This is a genomic window from Pseudoalteromonas sp. M8, assembly GCF_018141365.1.
In the GTDB taxonomy this organism is placed as follows: Bacteria; Pseudomonadota; Gammaproteobacteria; order Enterobacterales; family Alteromonadaceae; genus Pseudoalteromonas.
This window is the reverse complement of the sequence record NZ_CP047240.1, coordinates 1,973,227-1,990,799: the sequence shown is the minus strand read 5'-3', so window position 1 is coordinate 1,990,799 and position 17,573 is coordinate 1,973,227. Positions and strand designations below refer to the sequence as shown.

Sequence of the window (17,573 nt, the reverse complement as noted above, 5' to 3'; positions counted from 1 at the left end):
CGACTAACTGCTCCCTCAACCTGAGCGAGCAGTTAAACACTTACAACCGGATTAAATTGGCCATTTACGTTAGTTCATATTACGTAAAAAGTCGCTGGCTTTGCGAAATATTACTTCGTCGCCTTAAATTGCGTTGCTCACAATAAGCCTCTATCGAATCTGCTCTACCAATCGCACCGTGAAAAGTTTGCTCAAGCTGGGTAGTAAGTTGAAACCAATTACATGCTTCTAGACCTAATTGTTCCAAAATAGATTTTTGACGCGGTTCGATAAACCCGGGTTTACCAGCACGAATACACCTCCCTGTTGAATCAACTAAGTCTAGGTATGACCGTAATTCAAAAGGAATTCCTTTGTGTACATGTCTTTTGGTATTTCCTAAAAACCGCGCTAGATAATTCGGCTGTTTGCATCTTTTTGCAAACTCACACCTAAGTTTTATACTGGTGTGTTCTGAATCTTCTAGGTTACTAGCCAATTTTGCACGAATGGGGTTTAAGTCTACGTAAGCCATGCATGCTAACAAGGCTGAAGCATCAAGCAAGGCCTGAGATTTAAATCTCCCTTCCCAAAAGTGTCCGGTACATTCATCCTCTTGATTAGCACGTCGAGCGATGTGCTCATTGAGCCCTCTCATAAACCAGCTAATACTCGCTAAGCGGCTTCTATATTCATTGATTTCTTTGCTTAATTCACTTTTTTGCCCTTCGTTTAAGCATTCACCTTGTAAAAATTGCTGAGCGTGTGAAGATACTTTATAAAGCTTGCTCCAGCGTAGTAAAATAGCTTTATCATTGAGCCTTTGTGCTTTTTTATCATCGATATACAACACCACATGGGTGTGATTAGGCATTACTGCGTAAGCACAAACATCCAAGCAAAATATTTTGGCTAGAGAGAGTAAACGCGTTTCAACCCAACCCCTCCGATGCTCATAAGACTTTCCTGTCAACATATCTTCACCACACAAAAAAGCACGGCGGACGCAACGTGACACACAATGATAGTAACGCGTATTTGACAAGTTGATTTGATACTTCCTAGCTAAGCCCATTGTTCTCTCCTTGAACGTATCAATGCTAATCGAAGAAATTAAAGCTTAGACCATGTCGCAAATTTGTAAACATTTGCATCTGTTCATGCCTGTCCTTAGTTGCATGCTACCAGTTATCACCTACTCCTTGATACTTAAATACAGCAAACGCTAACCTCCTTATGCTGGTTCGGAGAATGAGCGAGGTTCCTGTCTTAACGCAAATCTTTACTTTTCCCCCTTGCCTAGTTAGCAAGTTTTAGGAGCAACATCAAACCGTGCTCCACTATGAATAATTTATGCGATCACCATGAGCGATTGGGATTGGATACCAGCAGTTAATTTTATCACTAACTTCAAGCAAAATATTAGTTATTCGAACTTTAGTTAATTAAATTGAATGTCCTTCAAAGTACGCTTTACAAATGGTGCTTTAGCTTTTCCATACGCATCTTGGGAAGCTATACCTTGCGCTATTACTAATTGTTTCTGAGTTTCATACTCCGCACGCGCGTTAGGGTTGCTAAGCATATAAGCTTTAAATTTTTCTTGCTTTATATGTTCTTCACTTCCTTTTTCAATAGCATGCGCATGCACTTGAAACAACTCACCTTGATACATCACCGCGATGTCTTTTCTAGGACGAGTATCAGGAAATGGATTATCGCTGTGCTGATCTTTAAAGCCTAAATTTTTAAGATGTTCAACTGCTTGCGTTAATTGCCCGGGTTTGTATAACACAGAGATATCGATGATCCCTTTGCCAGCAACCTTAAAAGAGCTAGAACCAAAGTGTAGAAATTCAAGTTCAGGGTGTGCTAATGCCACCATCACTTCTTCTGCCACTTCAACAAATATTTCACGCCATGGATTAAAGCTAGCTGGGACTAATTGGTAAGGGGTGAATTCAATTTTTGACATGCCTGTCCTTTTAAGTTTTTATATAAATAATTAGAACCAATAAACTGGGTAATGCCGCTTGGGGTTGCGCGACATATTATTCACAGACAGCGCGACCAATAACATCAGCAGAGCCCCCATCAACACGGGATAAAATGCATACATATATCCCAAGTTATGAACAGATTCACCACCAATAATGGCGATTAGCGCGGTCGCTCCACCGGGTGGATGCAAGGTTCGAGTAAAGTGCATCACAACAATTGAGAGCGATACCGCAAGCGGTGCTGCAAACAGACTCTCTTCTCCAAGCAAAATAAAAATGCTGACACCGAGTAAAGCTGAAAAGAAATGCCCGCCCAGTAAATTCCTCGGTTGAGAGAACTCTGCCATAGGAGCGCCATAGAGTAAAACAGCAGTTGCACCAAAAGAGCCAATGAGCAATGCGCTGCCAACACCATATGGTAAAGCGAGGTTAGAAATCACCGTAATCAACAAGATCCCCACCATTGCGCCAACCCATGACCAAAGGATTTTCTTAAGCGGTTTTCTCGGAGGACACACACCTTTGGAGGCCATTCTTTTAAAGTAAACTTTCATGCTACCTAATAACCTTCGAGATTTATCAATGTCATTTTGCCAACGTTTGTATCGCGAGTACCGCCCGCTTAGCATCATTTACGGGCACAAAAATATGATCATGATAGAAGCCCGCAATTACATTCGCGCTAATATCAGCACCTTTTAACGCATTGGAAAATGCAGCCGTTAATCCCACGGCTTCTAGGCTCGAATGCACTTGCAAGGTAATTTTATTCATCACACAGCTGTAATCCAATCCATGCTCGTCTGCCATTTGCTTGGTGACTACCAGCGTTAACCCCTCGCGCTCCATAAAGGTCGCAATTGGATTGAAAATTACGCACTCAGCAAGGCTTTTTTGCACTGTACAAAATACAAAAGGCGTTTCATCAAGCGTCGGGGAAATGTCTTTTAATAATTGAGATAAATCACTAATACCCGTCACAAATTACCTCCCGATGTTGTTGATAAATCGCGGCTAGGCTCAAATGCATCGTAGCGAGGAAGCGGCGCGTCTAAGTCGTCCCAATTGGCTTTTGAAGAGACAAAGTTATGTGATATCGGCCGCTCTTTGATATCCGAGTCCAAAATGCCAAGTCTTAACCTCACCCGCTTTGGCTCACTTTCGTTCGAACTAAAAATTGGACTTGCACAATGTTTGCAAAAATGGCGCTTTCTTCCAGGTTTAAACTCGAAGATGTTTAGTGCCTCTTCGCCACTGAGAATCACAAAATCACTCCACAGCACAAAGCCATTAGTGGCATAAGCTGTGCCTGTAGACTTGCGACATAAAGAGCAATGACAGTGGATGATATCGCTGATTGGTCCACGGATCTCAACTTCAACCGCTTTACACAAACAACTCGCCTTGTAAGCCATACCTACCCCTTTGTGTTTCTGGTGATCCAAGTATCCAATTGATTGGCGAAATTTTGCTTATCAGCTTGAGACAAAGGTGGTGGCCCTTGAGTTTGTACGCCGCTGGCACGCATCGTGTCCATAAAGTCACGAATATTTAAGCGAGATTTTATGTTTTCTTTCGTCAGCAATTCACCGCGCGTGTTAAGTGCGGTGCACTTTTTCTCAATGACTTCATCTGCAAGTGGAATGTCGCCAGTAATAACCAAATCACCTTCATTAACGCGCTTCACGATTTCGTTATCCGCAATATCAAATCCCTTTGGAACCTGAAGCTTTTGAATAAAAGGAGACGGAGGCGTTTTTAGATATTGATTTGCAACCAATGTAACCGTGGTAGAAGTACGCACTGCAGCGCGAAACAGCATTTCTTTTATCACCACGGGACAGGCATCGGCATCTACCCATATTTGTTTTGCCATAACAACTCTTTTAAATTTAAATTGGCTAGAGAATACTAAATTTAGGGATTAGGTTCACGCCTAAAATGAAACTCATATTCATCGTCAGCAAACTGCACAAATCCCAACTTTTCGTATAAACGCTTCGCTGGATTCGCTTTAAGCACCGTCAATACCCAAGGCAATGTTGAGTGGGATTCTATCAAGCTTTTGATGACTTGCGCACCGAGCCCCTTTCCTTGTTGCTGGGGCTCTATTTGCAGCTGAAAGAGATAATAGTCATGTTCACGTTGCTTAAACTTGGCCAAGCCAACACACTTTTCGTTCACGTATATCAAATGTGAGCTTGAGTATTCGTATAATACTCGGGTTTTATGTTCAGCCTCAGTCAAAAACAGTCCTGCATTTTCCAAGTGCGGCACCATGGTCGCTTTACGCAGTACCACTAGGTAATCAAAGTCACTTTCTTTTGCCTGTATGAAGTGAATCTTATTCGTCCTCAATTTCGAATATTCCTCTTGCGTAAAGTACACCAAACCCAGATACGATAACATTCGTATCGGTCACTTCACAAAATAGCTCACCGCCACGCTTTGAAGCCTGATGTGCATGAAGTTTTTGTTTGTTTAGTGCTTTTGCCCAGTATGGCGCTAACCCGGCATGAATTGAACCGGTAACCGGATCTTCATCGCCCCCATTTGCAGGCCAAAAGTAACGCGACACAAAATCAACGTCATCACCTTTTGCTGTTACCACAACATCAAAAGGCGCAAGGGTTCTCAATTTATCGCTGTCGTACTCACAGCTGCGTACTTGCCGCTCAGTCTCAACAATCACAAAGTACGCTTGGCGATTTTTCAGTACCCGTGTTGGTGTTACGTTAAGCCCTTCCAGCAGTGCGTCGGGGCTTCAGTTAACTCAGGGGCTAAGTTCGGAAATTCCATTACAATGCGACCATCAGCCACTTGCTTAACAGTGAGTGTTCCGACTTCTTGAGTTTGAAATTTTATTTCACCTGACTTTCCCTTGTGATTAAAAAGTACATATGCAGCACCAAGCGTGGCATGACCACAAAAGTCAATTTCAGTAATTGGAGAAAACCACCGGATCTCATAATTATTGTTATCAACTGGCTTCAAAAAGGCGGTTTCGGAAAGGTTATTTTCGATGGCTATCTGCTGCATTAGGCCGTCGCTAAGCCAGTTTTCAACCTCAACGATTGCAGCGTTGTTACCACCAAAACGTTTACGCGTAAATGCGTCAACCACAAAATATTCAACTTGCATCTTTTACTCCTTTCAGAAACACCTAAAAACACAGTATAATTTACTGTAATTAGAAGCGAATACAACTTAAATAAACGTGTATAGAGGTTGATCTGTATGACCATGATGCACGTAGTTAAAATGAGTAGAACCAAGTCGAGGCTTATATGTTTACAGATGCTACTTTATCAATCTTATGTTTATATTCATTAGCAATGTTTGTCACTAGCCTGCTAATGATAGCGACAGCTCCTAAAACTGATGATGAGAAACGCAAACAAACTATCACCGAGTACACTATGTTTGCACTTGCATCTGTTGCAGTATTTTTTGTCTCGTTTTACACGCTGTAACTGCCAGTTGGGTCATCTCGATTGATGGCCCATGACAATATCCTTTAAGACCTATTTTCCACTTTCAACCATTGCTTTTATCTTTAACGCCTTTTCGAAGTGGTCTAGTTCGTGAGTTTGTATCCACCAAGTTGCCGCTTCCATAAGTAATGCAGGGTCCGTGTTTTTATTGGCAAAAAAAGCGTAAAATGATACGCCAACGTTATCTTCTTTTTGTGCGATTTTTTTATCACATACTTCTATTATCTTGCTTCTTAGTGCCGCGCGCATTTTTCGTTAAATCCATACATCATGATCTGCGATAAGTGTACCACCAACATCATCGCTATTCACCACTCCACGCGACTCTCCCCCCTTAGGGTTGATTATCATTTCATCGGTGCACAAGATTAATCTTCTTCACAAGCTTCCCTCTCCCTTACGTCTAGTTCGGTGAAACTATTTCTAAACGTAAAGGCATAAGCCGAATCTCCAAAACGACGCAGGTAATCGAGTCTTTCTTTGGCCTCATCTAGTGTCGGGACATGGCCCTCTTCAACCCACCATAACACGTAAGTTTCCTGTTCAGCGCGGTGAAACCATTCCTTTTTGCGAGCCAAAAACTCCTTATGCGCGGTTTTAAACATAAAATCTTTGAGCGCTTGCTCCGACTGCCATACAGACATATTCACGATAATATTTGGATCATCAAACGCCTTAATCTCTGTTGCATTACCGGTTTCATCTTTTAAGCGCCAAATAAAGCCAGGGCTTTGCTCTGCGAGTGAATTAATTCGGTCTAAACTTTCTACAAAGTATTGGATTTCTGGCGCATCCATTTGGTATTTAGCGGTGGCTATATTGAGTTGTGCTAATTGCATCGACGGCTTTTCCTTGTGGTGAGTTGCTACATTCTCCCAAACTTAACAATCATACTACTGTTTACTCGCCGCCAAGTTAAGACAAAATTTAACCAAATAGAGATTTTTTCACCTTCTACATTTCGGGGAATGGATGCATATTGATGTATTGCACTATACGAGGTGCGTTTGCTGTATTCGCGCTCCCACCATGAGGTAAAAACTGGTGCCAAATCACCATATCTCCGGCATTGGCTGCAATTGCTTTGGAGCCCAGTTGATGTAAGTATTCTGTGTTTGGAATACATGGATCCCATGGAGCCGTTGCAAGCCATGACTCTAGCTTTGTATGAAATCCTGGCACAACCGTTGTTGCACCCTGTTTTTCTTCAGTGTCTGATAGATACAAAATTCCTTGCGTGCCAAACTTGAGTTGCTTAGAGAAATCTAAATCCCAATGTAGATCAGGACCTTGAAAGCTACATTGCGCAGTTTCAGGCGGGTTGAAACCACACTGATCGGCTGAAACTATCAGTTGTTCGCTTTGCCATAACTGGCTAAAGGCCTTATGAATTCTCATTGAATTCCGATTGTCTTCCAGTGCTTTATGTTGTACCAAATGCACCATACTGCGACTCAATTTTTCGTGGTTAACCTTATACCAAGTCTTTGGTTCCGCTAATTCAATCTCCAAATAGTCTTGGATGGCGTTTCTCGCATTGGCACAGCCTTCGGCACTCACTGCATTTTTAACGATGACATAGCCGTTGTCCTGCCAGCATTTCAGGTCGTCCTCAGTGAGTACATCCGGCATATTCTGAACAGCAGCTATTTTTTCTTGATAACTGTCGGGGCAAGGTAAGTGGCAGGTGACATGTTTTAGCAATGCTATTTTTTCACTACTCGGCTGAGCAATTGTTACAATTGCATCAATAAAGCTATCGTAATCATGAGCATATTGAAACTGTAACTGATGTGCTTGAGATAAACTTAAGCCCAGTATGTCAAAAGTCGCTTTATATAATTCGAAACTAACTGGCTCTACCTGCTGCTGTTTATTTGTAAAAGTGCCGTTGGCCTGAAGCCAGATTTTTTTGAGTGTGGATAAATGATAAAGCGCTAGAGCAAGGTTTACATCGCACATTATTTTACAACCATCCTTTAAATTAGAGTTGTGTGTTCCTTCCTTAAAATTTTATTACAAAGACGTTTTTTTTCAATTTTTACCGCTTACACCTCATTACACTATACGTATCACTAAACATGAGGATTCAGAAATGAAAAGAGCAGACTACTTCAATCAGGCACCTGAGCTTATTCAGCACTTATTGGGACAAGAGGAATTATTAAAACAGCAGGCACATACAACTTTTGGAGTCACAATCTGGGAGCTCGTTAAACTTAGAGCATCACAAATCAATCAATGCGCTTTTTGTATTGCAATGCACACTAAACAGGCACTAGAGTATGGTGAAACCACTAATCGAATTATTGGATTAAGTGCATGGCAAGACATGCCGTTATACACCAATAAAGAAAAACTGGCATTAGCGCTTTGTGAAAAGCTGACAAACGCACAAATGATTGACGACGCTTTTTATCAAACACTCAATGTAGAATTTGATGATAAAGAATTGACTACGTTAACTATCGCTATTAATGCCATCAACAGCTGGAATCGGATCGTGAAAATGTTTAAGCCGAATGTAGAGTTCAATGAGCACAGATCTAACGCTTGAATTAATAAACCCAACAGGTGAAATCGCTAACTATGTGCAAGCTATCTGGTTTGCACAATCACACAAGTGCGGAGAAACTTGGCTTCCAAGCGACGGGGCAACTGGATTTATCTTCCCTCTTCGTGGGCTCGTTAGTTTCAACGACAATCAGCTCACAGCCCCCTTTTATCTACAACCAATTGCCATTCAGTCTAGCAAAGTCAGCTATTCTGAACAGGCATGTTTTTTCGGGATCCGCTTTAAACCCGCGGGACTGGCATTTCTGAAAACGCTGCAACATCCTATAGCAAATCCCAAAAATATATTGCCCTTGTTGAACACGCTACAAAAAAGTAGTGCCAACCTGACAGCATTACTTCAACTCCTAGAACCAATATTGAATATGCCAATTCCTCGACACAATTCTATCCTACATACCCAAACACTCCTTGAGCATATTGTTTCAATGACTCCTTTAGAGCAAGCATATGCTCAAACTCCGATCGGAAAACGGCAATTAGAGAGACAAGTTAAAATACATTGTGGGATTACCCCTAAACATTTAGCTCGCATTTATAGAGTTCGATTGGCTAAACAAAAACTGAGAGAAACACCTGACATTAACATCGCTCAACTCGCGCTAGATTGCGGCTACGCTGATCAATCTCATCTTATTCGCGAATTTAAAACTATCTTTCAGATCACACCGGCAAAATACACAAAGCGACTAAAAGCTGCAGACACAACGTTACCTACAGCTCGGTAAATTTTTCAACGACCAAGAATATAAAAGCAAGGTGAATTCATTGCTACTTATTCGCGCAACGTGCTACCAAGGTTTCGCTTAAAAATTGATTTACCTCAGTTTGCACTTTTTTGTTAAAGCTATAGTGACCCGAGTTAAGTGCGATATGTTTAAATGGATGAGAAAAACTAGCTTCGCGTAAATCAGCTTCAATATATCCGGCCATTTTGTACGATGGCCAAATTTCATCGTGTTTGGCAGAGACCAGTAGCACTGGCCCATTGGTGTTTTCAACCGGGATGCGAGCGGCTGCAATTGCTTCAGGCGTTGCCTCTGCCAATGCAGCCTCAAAGGCAGGTGTAAACTCTCCCGTTACGTTCCCCTTTTGCATTTTCCATGACAACAGGGGTGCATCAATGTAGTCCAGAGCATTGCCGCTAAGCATCCAACTCGAGCGAGAAGACAAGGTCTTAACAGCATTCCAGCTTACGTGACTAGGCATGACGGACACTACATGGTTTATCTCATCAAAGTGCGCACCGAGTAATAACGCAAGCTCCGCTCCTTTAGAAAAACCATACACCGCCACGCAATTTGGGTTTATCTTTGGGTCTGCACTCAATGCTTTTATCCGTTTGGCTATATCATCCAAAGATAATTCAGCTGCACTGCTCGATGTATTTTCAGTGCCATAATAACCAAGTGCAGCTACTGAGACACCAATATCATTAAACCCATCTAAAAATGGTTTCCACTGAGGATTAGCGAGTGTATTCCCCCTTCGCTGCCACCTAACACCACAACCAATGGATGAGTCTGACCATCATCGATAAACTGACGTTTAACATCTGGTATAGTCGTGTTTGAGCAGGCCGCAAGAAGCCCTACCAAAGAAAATGGCATTATAGTTTTCATCATTTTATTACCTTTTTTGAGTTAGCTGAGCCCTATGTTGCTCAGTTGTTGTTTGAGTAGTTTTGCACCGCCCCGGCTGGTCACAACTTGTAAATTGCTATCTCGCAACTTGACAAGGTAACCCCCTGTAACCCAGCGTTCAAACGCCGTTATCGCGCTTTGGTTTACAATGGCATTACGGTGAACTCTTAAGAAATGTGTTGGCAATTGCTGTTGGATCTCCTCAAGGGAGCCATCAATGGGATATTGCTGTCCATTACTAAACGCAATGGCTTGACCGTATTCTAGCTTGATAAGTTCGATACTGCTGACATCAATTAGTGAGGTTTTCCCCGCCACCTTACTCGTTAAAGTAGCGGCGAATCCTGTCGCGATAACACGATTGACTCTTGATAGCGCCAACGCTAAGCGTTCAGTACTATACGGTTTGAGCAAATAATCAACCGCGCCGAGCGTAAAGGCCTCAACCGCAAACTCACTGTAGGCCGTGGTAAAAATTATCGCACCTGCAAACCCCGTTCCTTGAAGTTTCTCGACCAAAGTAACACCATTGCATTCTGGCAAGTTAATATCGACAAAGACAATATCTATCGCAAGTTCTCGATATGTATCAAGAAATACTAATGGCGTGTTACAAGTCAGTACCAAGTTGTGCTTGGTGATCTGGCTAAGTTGTTCAGTTAATTTATCAATGGCTGGTTGCTCATCTTCCACAATGGCAATGTTCAACATTCCTTTGCTCCTCGTGTGAGTGAAAAGCTGACAACAGCACCACCTGTGTGCATGTCGTTACCAAGCCTAAGTTCAGCATTTTCTTCTAACTTTAACCGTGAGCGCGTGATCGAAAGACCGAGTCCCGCATCTGACGAACTCAATATGTCCTGCTCCTTAAAGCCCACCCCGTTGTCACTGATTTTAAACACTAACTGGTTCGCTAACTTTTTGATTAATACATCAATGTGAAGCGGCCTACTGTTGCCATGTTTTACTGCATTTTCCAGAAGTGGCTGTAAAATCATTGGCGGTATTACTTCGCTCAATAATGCATCGTCGATATCAAAGTCGATGATAAGCGCATCCCCAAACCGGCTTTGCTCTATCTCGCACCATTGATTTAGTGCAATTAGCTCATCGGCAACGGATACTTTGCTCGGTATTTTTCCGCTTGTCACAGAATGCGTTAATGAATATCTTAATACCGCAGCGAGATTATGAACCAAAGACCGTGCTGCTTCTGGTTGATTTGGTACAAAGGCTGCAATTGTGTTGAGGCTATTGAACATAAAGTGCGGGTTTAACTGACTGTGTAATAACTTAATTTCGGCAAGTTGGCGAAGCTGTTTTTCTTGTTTTAGCAACTTTTGGGAAAGGTAGAACTTAATCACCACAAAAATACCGCTAGACCAAGGCAGTGCGATGGTTAGCGCCTCAAACAGTGAAAATGCATGGGTATTTAACATTCCACTTCTGAGTACACCCCAACATAAACAGCCCATTACCATCAGTCCGTAAAAGCCGATATATTGCAGCGGCCAATTGCCTATCTTGAAACGGATGATGAGTACGTAACTTATCACCATAGGTAACCAGTAGAGGAACACAACCGCCAAAAGAGAAGAAAGCGCGATATTTGTCGACAAAAACATGCCCCGCTGCACCCAATCGGTAAGACTGATAGCAAAACTTATTGCGGCAACGATGGCTAAAATTGCGAATTGTTCATTTCGCTGCAATGTGAGATTGACCATAATCAATACAAATAGTGACTGAATACGTTCATGGTACGCATTTAGCGTCGAAAAGCACTCTGAATATTGCTGAATGGTCGCTTTTCAATGCTAAATGGTTATCTGTATTAGTCCACACTTTTACATCCAAGTTAAAGCGCTAAAAAATAGATTAACTTGCTTTAAACCGTAAACACTTGAGGCTGCTTTGCTCATCAATGTCTTTAAATTCAGGTGGGTTTTGCAAACGTTCAACAAACGTAAGCGCTGGTGCCTCTCTGGTCATTTCATCAATCAGAAATTGACTTGAAACATCGGGAGAATTCACACACGCCAACACTTGGGCATTTGGCGTAAGTAACTCAGGAAGCTTTCTTAAAATACGTTGATAGTCTTTGGTCAGTGCAAAGCTGCCTTTTTGAAAGCTTGGCGGATCAATTACGATTAGGTCGTACGGCCCATATTTACGTACTTTTCCCCAAGATTTAAACAAATCATGGCCTAAAAAAGACACCTTGCTGAGGTCGTGTTCATTGAGTTGGTGGTTGACTCGGCCTTGCTTGAGCGCCGCTTTTGCCATATCCAGATTCACAACATGGGCAGCTCCGCCCGCAATTGCCGCAACAGAAAACCCACAAGTATAAGAAAACAGATTAAGTACCCGAGCCCCCGCAGACTGAGCTTTAACGAACTCACGACCCAAACGCATATCTAAAAACAGTCCCATGTTCTGCTTTACGCCAAGCTTTAGGCCATATTTAAGTCCATTTTCTTCAACGATGGGCATAGCGGTTAATTCACCATACAAAACCTCAAGATCTGAGTCAGGCAAATAACGATGTTGCAGCAAAATAGCAGAGAGTTTTCCGTTAAATGCTTCTGTCTCCACAAGTGATAATAGTGCCTGCTTTAACGACGCAATAAGGTCAACGTCGTGCTCCTTGAATAAAGAGACTAAGAGCTGACCTTGTAACCAATCTACTGTGATTTGTTCAAGCCCTTCATAGCAACGACCACGTCCATGAAATAGACGCCTAAGCTCGTTTGGTACTGCTTGGGTTTGCAGATGATTAAGGAGGGTCGATACAGGGTTTATTGCTGTCATGTCGATGTCTGGTTATGCGTAAAGTTCGGCATTTTACTTGTTATTTCGCAACAAAAGCAAATGGTTAAGGCCTGCTTATCTTTCACGTTTATTTTTAGCAACAAAGGAAACCAGTCTTATGGACGCCACAACATCGTTGTTGCCCCGCTAAAACCGATTAACCAATTGAGATAAGAAAAATCTTCGTGATGGGAGGCAACAAAGCCCATTCTCATATAAAGCTTTTTTGCTTGGGGGTTAGAATCAATTACATCAAGTCGTAAAGCGTGAAACCCGCTTTGTTTGGTGTAGCGCTGCAGTGCCACTAGAAGCGCAGTGCCAACACCTTGTCCTCTGACCGATTTTGCAACAGCGATGCCGTCCATCACTACTTCATTGGGCGCAGGCTTTCGCTCAAATAGGGTAAACACCGCTGCGGCTTTAACCCCGCCTAGCAAGCCTAATTCATCAATGAGTCCAGTAAAGCCCATATTCGATGTAAAACCGCCTTTGCCATATTGAAAGCCCGCAACCCCCACTAACTTGCCGTCTGCAAAGGCAGCAAAAGAGTATTCTGAGATGAAGCTCTTCGCGATGATAGTGATCAGCTTATTGCGATCCGGCACTGCAGCTTTGAATTTGCTACCAAACGCGTCAACATAAAGCTCAGCAGCCGCTTGTGCATACTCAATGTCCCATCCTTGTGTTATTTCTATTTCCATACTTTACCTCAAGCTAACGTATCGACTTCAATATTAGGTCAAAATTAGCTTAGGTATGAAGTTCGAATTTGTAAAAAATTCGAGTCGATTATGCATGTAACGTAATCGTTAGTTTGCGCCATACACGTTCAACGGGTCCCACCTTAAAGAATCGCCCGTAAATCACATTTAATAGCAGCTGCCCTGCCATAATAACAAGCCATAAGAACAAGAGCTCACTGCGACTTAGCGTATTATGTAATCCAAAGCCATAAAATATCACCACCAATAACAGTGACTGTCCAATGTAATTGCTCAGTGCAAATCGACCCACTTGATTTATCGCCTCCAGGGGTTTGAACCGATGCAACCAACAGTTATATAGCAAAGATAACAAAACCAAGTAAACAATCGCTTGCAGCTCCCGGTTAAGTACAATGATCATTTGTTTAGCGTAAGATAACACTGGGATATGTGAACTTTGTAGCCAATGAAAATAGCGAGCTTGAGTGGCAAAACATGACACCGCAATCAAGCAAAGTAGTGCCACAACCGCAAATGGGCTAAGTTTAGTCTTTGAGAACAATCCCCATTGAAACAGCTGTGAGCCTATCAGCATCATCATTAGCGTGGACCAAAAAATACTTGAATAAAACAGCTTACCTTTGTGGACTTGCGGACTGTCAAAGTTTTCCTGCCAATACTCAGTTAAGCTTGGCGTTTCTTCCAAAGTACGATGAGTGGGTGTCCGTGGTTCGGTTTTATTCTGCCACCGATTAATCGCTTTTTGCTGGTCTCGTGTGCGAGACGCTTCGTCCACAGTGAGTGCTGCTTGGTAAGCATCGTATTGGGCGATAGTGCGCTCTGCTCTGCCAAAACCTGCAACTAACATAAACGCCAAACAAATTACTATGCTGCCTTTGATGGCCCGGGTGCCAAGTAATATGACGGTGGTGGCAATCATTCCTATCACGGCATAGTGATAGAGAATGTCGCCACTCCAAATACAATAGGCATGAACAAGGCCGAGTATAAATAAAGCCACTAGCCTTGCCGCACTTAATTTAATAGCAAATTCAAATGGCTGTTTTTGAAGAATAATGGTGAGACCTGCGCCAAATAACATCGCCAACAGTCCGTAAAACTTGCCCTGAGCAAATACATAAACCCAGTACCTTACCTCACTGTCTATATCCGTCATAAAGCCATATTGGTAACTGCCCCATGGATTGGGATAGGCAAAGCTTTCGATGTTGATAAGCAAAATACATAGGATTGCTATCCCGCGAATAAAGTCGAGGCTGTTAATGCGATTTCTTTCAGGACTAGTCATCGGCATTACCTATGCGGCCCGACTGTCCATCATGGTGAGCAAGCTTTGTGTTTTCGCTATCGAGCAGTGTGGTAATTTGTGCAACCTGCGCGCTAAATTCATCAAATTGCGTGTCACTTAGCTTAGTGTTTTTTGGTTGTTTTAGGGTGAGTGGATTGATGGCTTTTCCGTCTTTATGCACCTCATAATGTAAGTGACGCGCCTGCGACAGGCCGGTATTACCAAGATAACCAATCACATCGCCTTGCTTTACTCGCGTCCCAGCCTTGAGGCCGTTCGCAAAGCCATTTAAGTGAGCATAAAGTGTTTGATAGCCTTTACCGTGATCTAACACTACGCGATTACCAAAGCCGCCGCCCCACCCAGCTTTGAGTACTTTTCCAGAACCCGCAGCCATAATAGGCGTACCAACAGGCGCACCAAAATCGATCCCTTTGTGCATTCGGGTATAGCCCAACACTGGGTGATGACGTTTACCGAAGTTTGACGATAATCGAGCACCGTTAAGGGGCGTTTTCATTAGAAAGCTTTGCGCGAGGGTACCATCTGAGTGGTAAAAAGCGGTCGTTCCGCCATTATCAGTAAACCGGTATAAGCGGTATTTTTCTTTTCCTGAAAGTAGCGCAACATGTTGTAATTCTAAAGGTTTGGAGATTTGCTTGAGTAACTCTTCGGCTGCCACAAGCTGCTGTTCTTGAAATACGAAATCGATTTGATCGCCGGCATATACTTCTCTTTGAAAATCGACAAGGTGAGATAAGGCCACGATACTTTGATTGATAATGTCATTGGGTACCCCGATTTTGCTGGCGTCCACAAAAAAACTAGAATCTATGCTTGTCGATAAACGCTTTGTTTGCGTGACGGTTTCAAGCTCACTTAGCGATGCATGCCAGTGTTCATCTACTCTTTTAATCTCAATAACCTGTGCAAATGCATATTCAAAGCGGATCTGCTGTACTTGTCCGTCTACAAGCTCTGCTTCTATTAACTGTCCAGCCTTGAGTTTAGTCAGTGATGTCCACGTACTCACGGCTTGTTCCACCAGCCAACTATCGCGGTCACTGAACGCAAACTCACTTAAAAGATTCGCTAAACTCTCACCCGATTTAAGTTCAAGTAAACGAACATCTTGAACTGGCTTTAGCTCTTGGGTGATTTGGGCCGCGACTGAGTCTTCAGCGGATCCATTATGTATAACAGCTTGGCCTTGTTCTGCTTGCGCCGACACTAGGGTGTTCTCTTGCGCTTTATTAACCGAATGTATCTGCTCGGGTTGTTTCGAGCAGCCAAAAGTTGCCATCATTGCAATGGCGATAGAAAGCTTTTTAATCATGTTAATTTTCCAATAAGGTCAGCGGATCAATGCGCGTGTTGTTATGCAGAGCTTCTAGATGTAGATGTGGACCAGTGACTCGACCGGTTTCACCTATGGTACCGATCACTTCTCCTTGCGATACTTGCTCACCCACTTCAACATCAATGCTATCAAGGTGTGCGTAGAGACTTTGATAACCATTGTCATGATGGATCAACACCACTTTACCGTAATTCTCAGGCAAGGTTTTATCATCAGCAATCGTGACCGTACCGCTGGCAACCGCCATCGCAGGTTCACCAACGCCGCCAGCTAAATCCAGTCCTTGATGTGCTTTATTGTGACGAAAGTTCGATATATGCCCAAACCTTGATGTTATTTCAGGTGTGACGACTGGGTATGTCCATGTTTTACTGACCATCGCCGTTCCCATTGTCCATTGAATATTGCCATAGGCTAAACCTGAACTAAGCAACACAAAAAACCCTATCAACACAAGGTTACTTGGCTTCTTTTTAGATTTAAGAATAACGCTAAAACGCTTTTTATAATCATCTAAAGTCAAAGAGTTAGATGCAAAATTTGCTGTCATATTCATCGTTTTCGGCGGAGCAGCAGCCCGTTTTAAAGAGTTCATTAATGCTTTGCTATAAGCCAAAGGCTCAAGGCCGTGCTTCGCTATCGTCACCTCATCACAGCGATATTCCATCGCTCGAATAAAGCCCTGTTCCATTTTTGCAATAAACGGATTAAACCAAGCAAGCGTCGCGAGTATTCGCCAAATTACGACGGCAATGTGATCGCCTTTATCTATGTGGGTTAACTCATGCAGAATAAGTGCTTGCTGTTCTGCCTCTGGTAGCGTGTCAAATTCCACCGGCAAATACACTTTAGGTTGCCACAGTCCGAACACAAAAGGAGAGCAAGTAATTGGCAATTGATAGCAACTCGGTGCGCCGAGCTTTATTTTTGAGGCGGTGCTACAGAGGCGTTTTACTCGCCAATACTGTCGCCCGAGTACCAAAAGATGAGCGATTAGCCCGACGCAATAGACCATAAATACAGCCATAAGCGTCAGGTTTAGCCAGTCAGACGCAACTTGAGTGCGCTTCGTCATTGCCAGCAGCGGCTCTGCAAATTGTTGTAAATTGGCATTAAACAATACGGCTGGAATCGCGTTGTGTTGCCCCATGTGTTCAAGTGGAATCCAAGGCACAAAAGTCACAGCCAGCACGCCCCACCAAAGTCCTTTATTCTGTACATACCGAGCGGAAAATTTCACTCCAAGCGCGTACGTTAAGCCACTAAGCGCCACCCACAGCAAGACCGAAAGTAATATTAGTTCCATACCTTACTCTTTATCACCTTGCGTCTTAGCTAACTCATCTAACATGGCTTCCAATTCATCTAATTCATCCGCTGCAATTAACTTACTATCTGAAAACATAGCGACTGGAAGTGGTTCATCCAACTCCATGATTTGCTTTGCAAACTCTTGAGCATAAAGTGCGAGAGTCGGTACCTTAGCAAGCACAGCTGAGTATATTTTTTTGTTGCCTTGCATTTGCTCGGTGAGATAACCCTTTTCACACATTCTCTCAAGGGTTTTTCGAGTTGATGAGTAGCTCCAGCTGAGCTTTGATCCTATTTCTGTATGAATTTCTTTGCCCGTTCTTGGCTGTTCACGCCAAAGGATCTTTAAAACGATTAGTTCGGTTGAGTTTGGTTTCATTGTTTTTCT

The 17,573-nt window shown here is 42.9% G+C and carries 23 protein-coding genes and 1 pseudogene; 3 read left to right on the top strand and 21 right to left on the bottom strand.

Annotated features, from left to right (window positions below; translation table 11 throughout):
- Window positions 1-79 precede the first annotated feature (79 nt).
- The 8 genes and pseudogenes from GSF13_RS13640 to GSF13_RS13605 form a co-directional block, all read right to left on the bottom strand.
- Window positions 80-1,054 (bottom strand): transposase, encoded by a 975-nt coding sequence (locus GSF13_RS13640; protein WP_174168995.1) that lies wholly within the window; start codon window positions 1,052-1,054, stop codon window positions 80-82.
- 366 nt (window positions 1,055-1,420) lie between these two features.
- Window positions 1,421-1,954: a GrpB family protein gene (locus GSF13_RS13635; RefSeq protein WP_211868771.1), complete on the bottom strand. Its 534-nt coding sequence runs from the start codon at window positions 1,952-1,954 to the stop codon at window positions 1,421-1,423.
- Between the two features lie 30 nt (window positions 1,955-1,984).
- Window positions 1,985-2,533: an HPP family protein gene (locus GSF13_RS13630; protein ID WP_039495654.1), complete on the bottom strand. Its 549-nt coding sequence runs from the start codon at window positions 2,531-2,533 to the stop codon at window positions 1,985-1,987.
- Window positions 2,534-2,564: 31 nt separating this feature from the next.
- Window positions 2,565-2,960 (bottom strand): ACT domain-containing protein, encoded by a 396-nt coding sequence (locus GSF13_RS13625; RefSeq protein ID WP_102056668.1) that lies wholly within the window; start codon window positions 2,958-2,960, stop codon window positions 2,565-2,567.
- Window positions 2,957-3,394, bottom strand: a complete 438-nt coding sequence (locus GSF13_RS13620; RefSeq protein ID WP_211868769.1) for a GFA family protein — start codon at window positions 3,392-3,394, stop codon at window positions 2,957-2,959. Before GSF13_RS13620 ends, GSF13_RS13625 begins: the two co-directional genes overlap by 4 nt.
- A gap of 2 nt (window positions 3,395-3,396) precedes the next feature.
- Window positions 3,397-3,855: a YaiI/YqxD family protein gene (locus GSF13_RS13615; RefSeq protein ID WP_010371749.1), complete on the bottom strand. Its 459-nt coding sequence runs from the start codon at window positions 3,853-3,855 to the stop codon at window positions 3,397-3,399.
- Window positions 3,856-3,896: 41 nt separating this feature from the next.
- Window positions 3,897-4,337: a GNAT family N-acetyltransferase gene (locus GSF13_RS13610; protein ID WP_211868767.1), complete on the bottom strand. Its 441-nt coding sequence runs from the start codon at window positions 4,335-4,337 to the stop codon at window positions 3,897-3,899.
- Window positions 4,324-5,120: pseudogene (locus GSF13_RS13605) on the bottom strand (PhzF family phenazine biosynthesis protein). Before GSF13_RS13605 ends, GSF13_RS13610 begins: the two are co-directional and overlap by 14 nt.
- A gap of 146 nt (window positions 5,121-5,266) precedes the next feature.
- On the opposite strand from GSF13_RS13605, the gene GSF13_RS13600 reads away from it, so the two are divergent.
- Window positions 5,267-5,452, top strand: coding sequence for a hypothetical protein (locus GSF13_RS13600; protein ID WP_010604566.1), 186 nt, complete (start codon window positions 5,267-5,269; stop codon window positions 5,450-5,452).
- A gap of 51 nt (window positions 5,453-5,503) precedes the next feature.
- Here GSF13_RS13600 and GSF13_RS13595 read toward each other — a convergent pair whose 3' ends face one another.
- The 3 genes from GSF13_RS13595 to GSF13_RS13585 all read right to left on the bottom strand — a co-directional run bounded on the left by GSF13_RS13595 (window position 5,504) and on the right by GSF13_RS13585 (window position 7,435).
- Window positions 5,504-5,722 carry a DUF6500 family protein gene (locus GSF13_RS13595; RefSeq protein WP_211868765.1) on the bottom strand — a complete coding sequence of 73 codons (219 nt, stop codon included), beginning with the start codon at window positions 5,720-5,722 and terminating at the stop codon, window positions 5,504-5,506.
- 119 nt (window positions 5,723-5,841) lie between these two features.
- Complete coding sequence (locus GSF13_RS13590; protein ID WP_211868763.1) at window positions 5,842-6,312, bottom strand: DUF3291 domain-containing protein; 471 nt, start codon at window positions 6,310-6,312, stop codon at window positions 5,842-5,844.
- A 115-nt stretch (window positions 6,313-6,427) separates the two neighbouring features.
- Complete coding sequence (locus GSF13_RS13585; RefSeq protein WP_211868761.1) at window positions 6,428-7,435, bottom strand: phytanoyl-CoA dioxygenase family protein; 1,008 nt, start codon at window positions 7,433-7,435, stop codon at window positions 6,428-6,430.
- A gap of 133 nt (window positions 7,436-7,568) precedes the next feature.
- Between GSF13_RS13585 and GSF13_RS13580 the strand changes: the two genes are divergently transcribed.
- Together GSF13_RS13580 and GSF13_RS13575 are read left to right on the top strand one after the other, a co-directional pair.
- Window positions 7,569-8,030, top strand: coding sequence for a carboxymuconolactone decarboxylase family protein (locus GSF13_RS13580; protein WP_010604562.1), 462 nt, complete (start codon window positions 7,569-7,571; stop codon window positions 8,028-8,030).
- Entirely contained in the window at window positions 8,008-8,775 is a 768-nt protein-coding gene (locus tag GSF13_RS13575) for a helix-turn-helix domain-containing protein (protein WP_211868752.1), read from the top strand. Before GSF13_RS13580 ends, GSF13_RS13575 begins: the two co-directional genes overlap by 23 nt.
- Window positions 8,776-8,818: 43 nt before the next feature.
- Here GSF13_RS13575 and GSF13_RS13570 read toward each other — a convergent pair whose 3' ends face one another.
- The 10 genes from GSF13_RS13570 to GSF13_RS13530 form a co-directional block, all read right to left on the bottom strand.
- Window positions 8,819-9,406, bottom strand: a complete 588-nt coding sequence (locus GSF13_RS13570) for an acyl-CoA thioester hydrolase/BAAT C-terminal domain-containing protein (protein WP_249122784.1) — start codon at window positions 9,404-9,406, stop codon at window positions 8,819-8,821.
- Window positions 9,407-9,492: 86 nt separating this feature from the next.
- A complete protein-coding gene (locus tag GSF13_RS24745) occupies window positions 9,493-9,672 on the bottom strand; it encodes a hypothetical protein (protein ID WP_249122783.1) in 180 nt (59 codons plus the stop codon).
- 18 nt (window positions 9,673-9,690) lie between these two features.
- Window positions 9,691-10,401 carry a LytTR family DNA-binding domain-containing protein gene (locus GSF13_RS13565; protein WP_010604559.1) on the bottom strand — a complete coding sequence of 237 codons (711 nt, stop codon included), beginning with the start codon at window positions 10,399-10,401 and terminating at the stop codon, window positions 9,691-9,693.
- Window positions 10,395-11,417, bottom strand: a complete 1,023-nt coding sequence (locus tag GSF13_RS13560; RefSeq protein ID WP_211868749.1) for a histidine kinase — start codon at window positions 11,415-11,417, stop codon at window positions 10,395-10,397. Before GSF13_RS13560 ends, GSF13_RS13565 begins: the two co-directional genes overlap by 7 nt.
- A gap of 151 nt (window positions 11,418-11,568) precedes the next feature.
- Window positions 11,569-12,501 (bottom strand): class I SAM-dependent methyltransferase, encoded by a 933-nt coding sequence (locus GSF13_RS13555; RefSeq protein ID WP_010371782.1) that lies wholly within the window; start codon window positions 12,499-12,501, stop codon window positions 11,569-11,571.
- Between the two features lie 116 nt (window positions 12,502-12,617).
- The gene (locus GSF13_RS13550) at window positions 12,618-13,202 is read right to left on the bottom strand and encodes a GNAT family N-acetyltransferase (RefSeq protein ID WP_010604556.1); all 585 of its coding nucleotides are present in this window, start codon (window positions 13,200-13,202) and stop codon (window positions 12,618-12,620) included.
- An 88-nt stretch (window positions 13,203-13,290) separates the two neighbouring features.
- Entirely contained in the window at window positions 13,291-14,514 is a 1,224-nt protein-coding gene (locus GSF13_RS13545; protein ID WP_211868747.1) for a DUF418 domain-containing protein, read from the bottom strand.
- The gene (locus tag GSF13_RS13540) at window positions 14,507-15,850 is read right to left on the bottom strand and encodes a peptidoglycan DD-metalloendopeptidase family protein (protein WP_211868745.1); all 1,344 of its coding nucleotides are present in this window, start codon (window positions 15,848-15,850) and stop codon (window positions 14,507-14,509) included. The genes GSF13_RS13545 and GSF13_RS13540 overlap by 8 nt, the downstream gene beginning before the upstream one ends.
- A 1-nt stretch (window position 15,851) precedes the next feature.
- Window positions 15,852-17,180 carry a M23/M56 family metallopeptidase gene (locus GSF13_RS13535; protein ID WP_211868743.1) on the bottom strand — a complete coding sequence of 443 codons (1,329 nt, stop codon included), beginning with the start codon at window positions 17,178-17,180 and terminating at the stop codon, window positions 15,852-15,854.
- Window positions 17,181-17,183: 3 nt separating this feature from the next.
- Complete coding sequence (locus tag GSF13_RS13530) at window positions 17,184-17,564, bottom strand: BlaI/MecI/CopY family transcriptional regulator (protein WP_010604552.1); 381 nt, start codon at window positions 17,562-17,564, stop codon at window positions 17,184-17,186.
- Window positions 17,565-17,573: the final 9 nt, after the last annotated feature.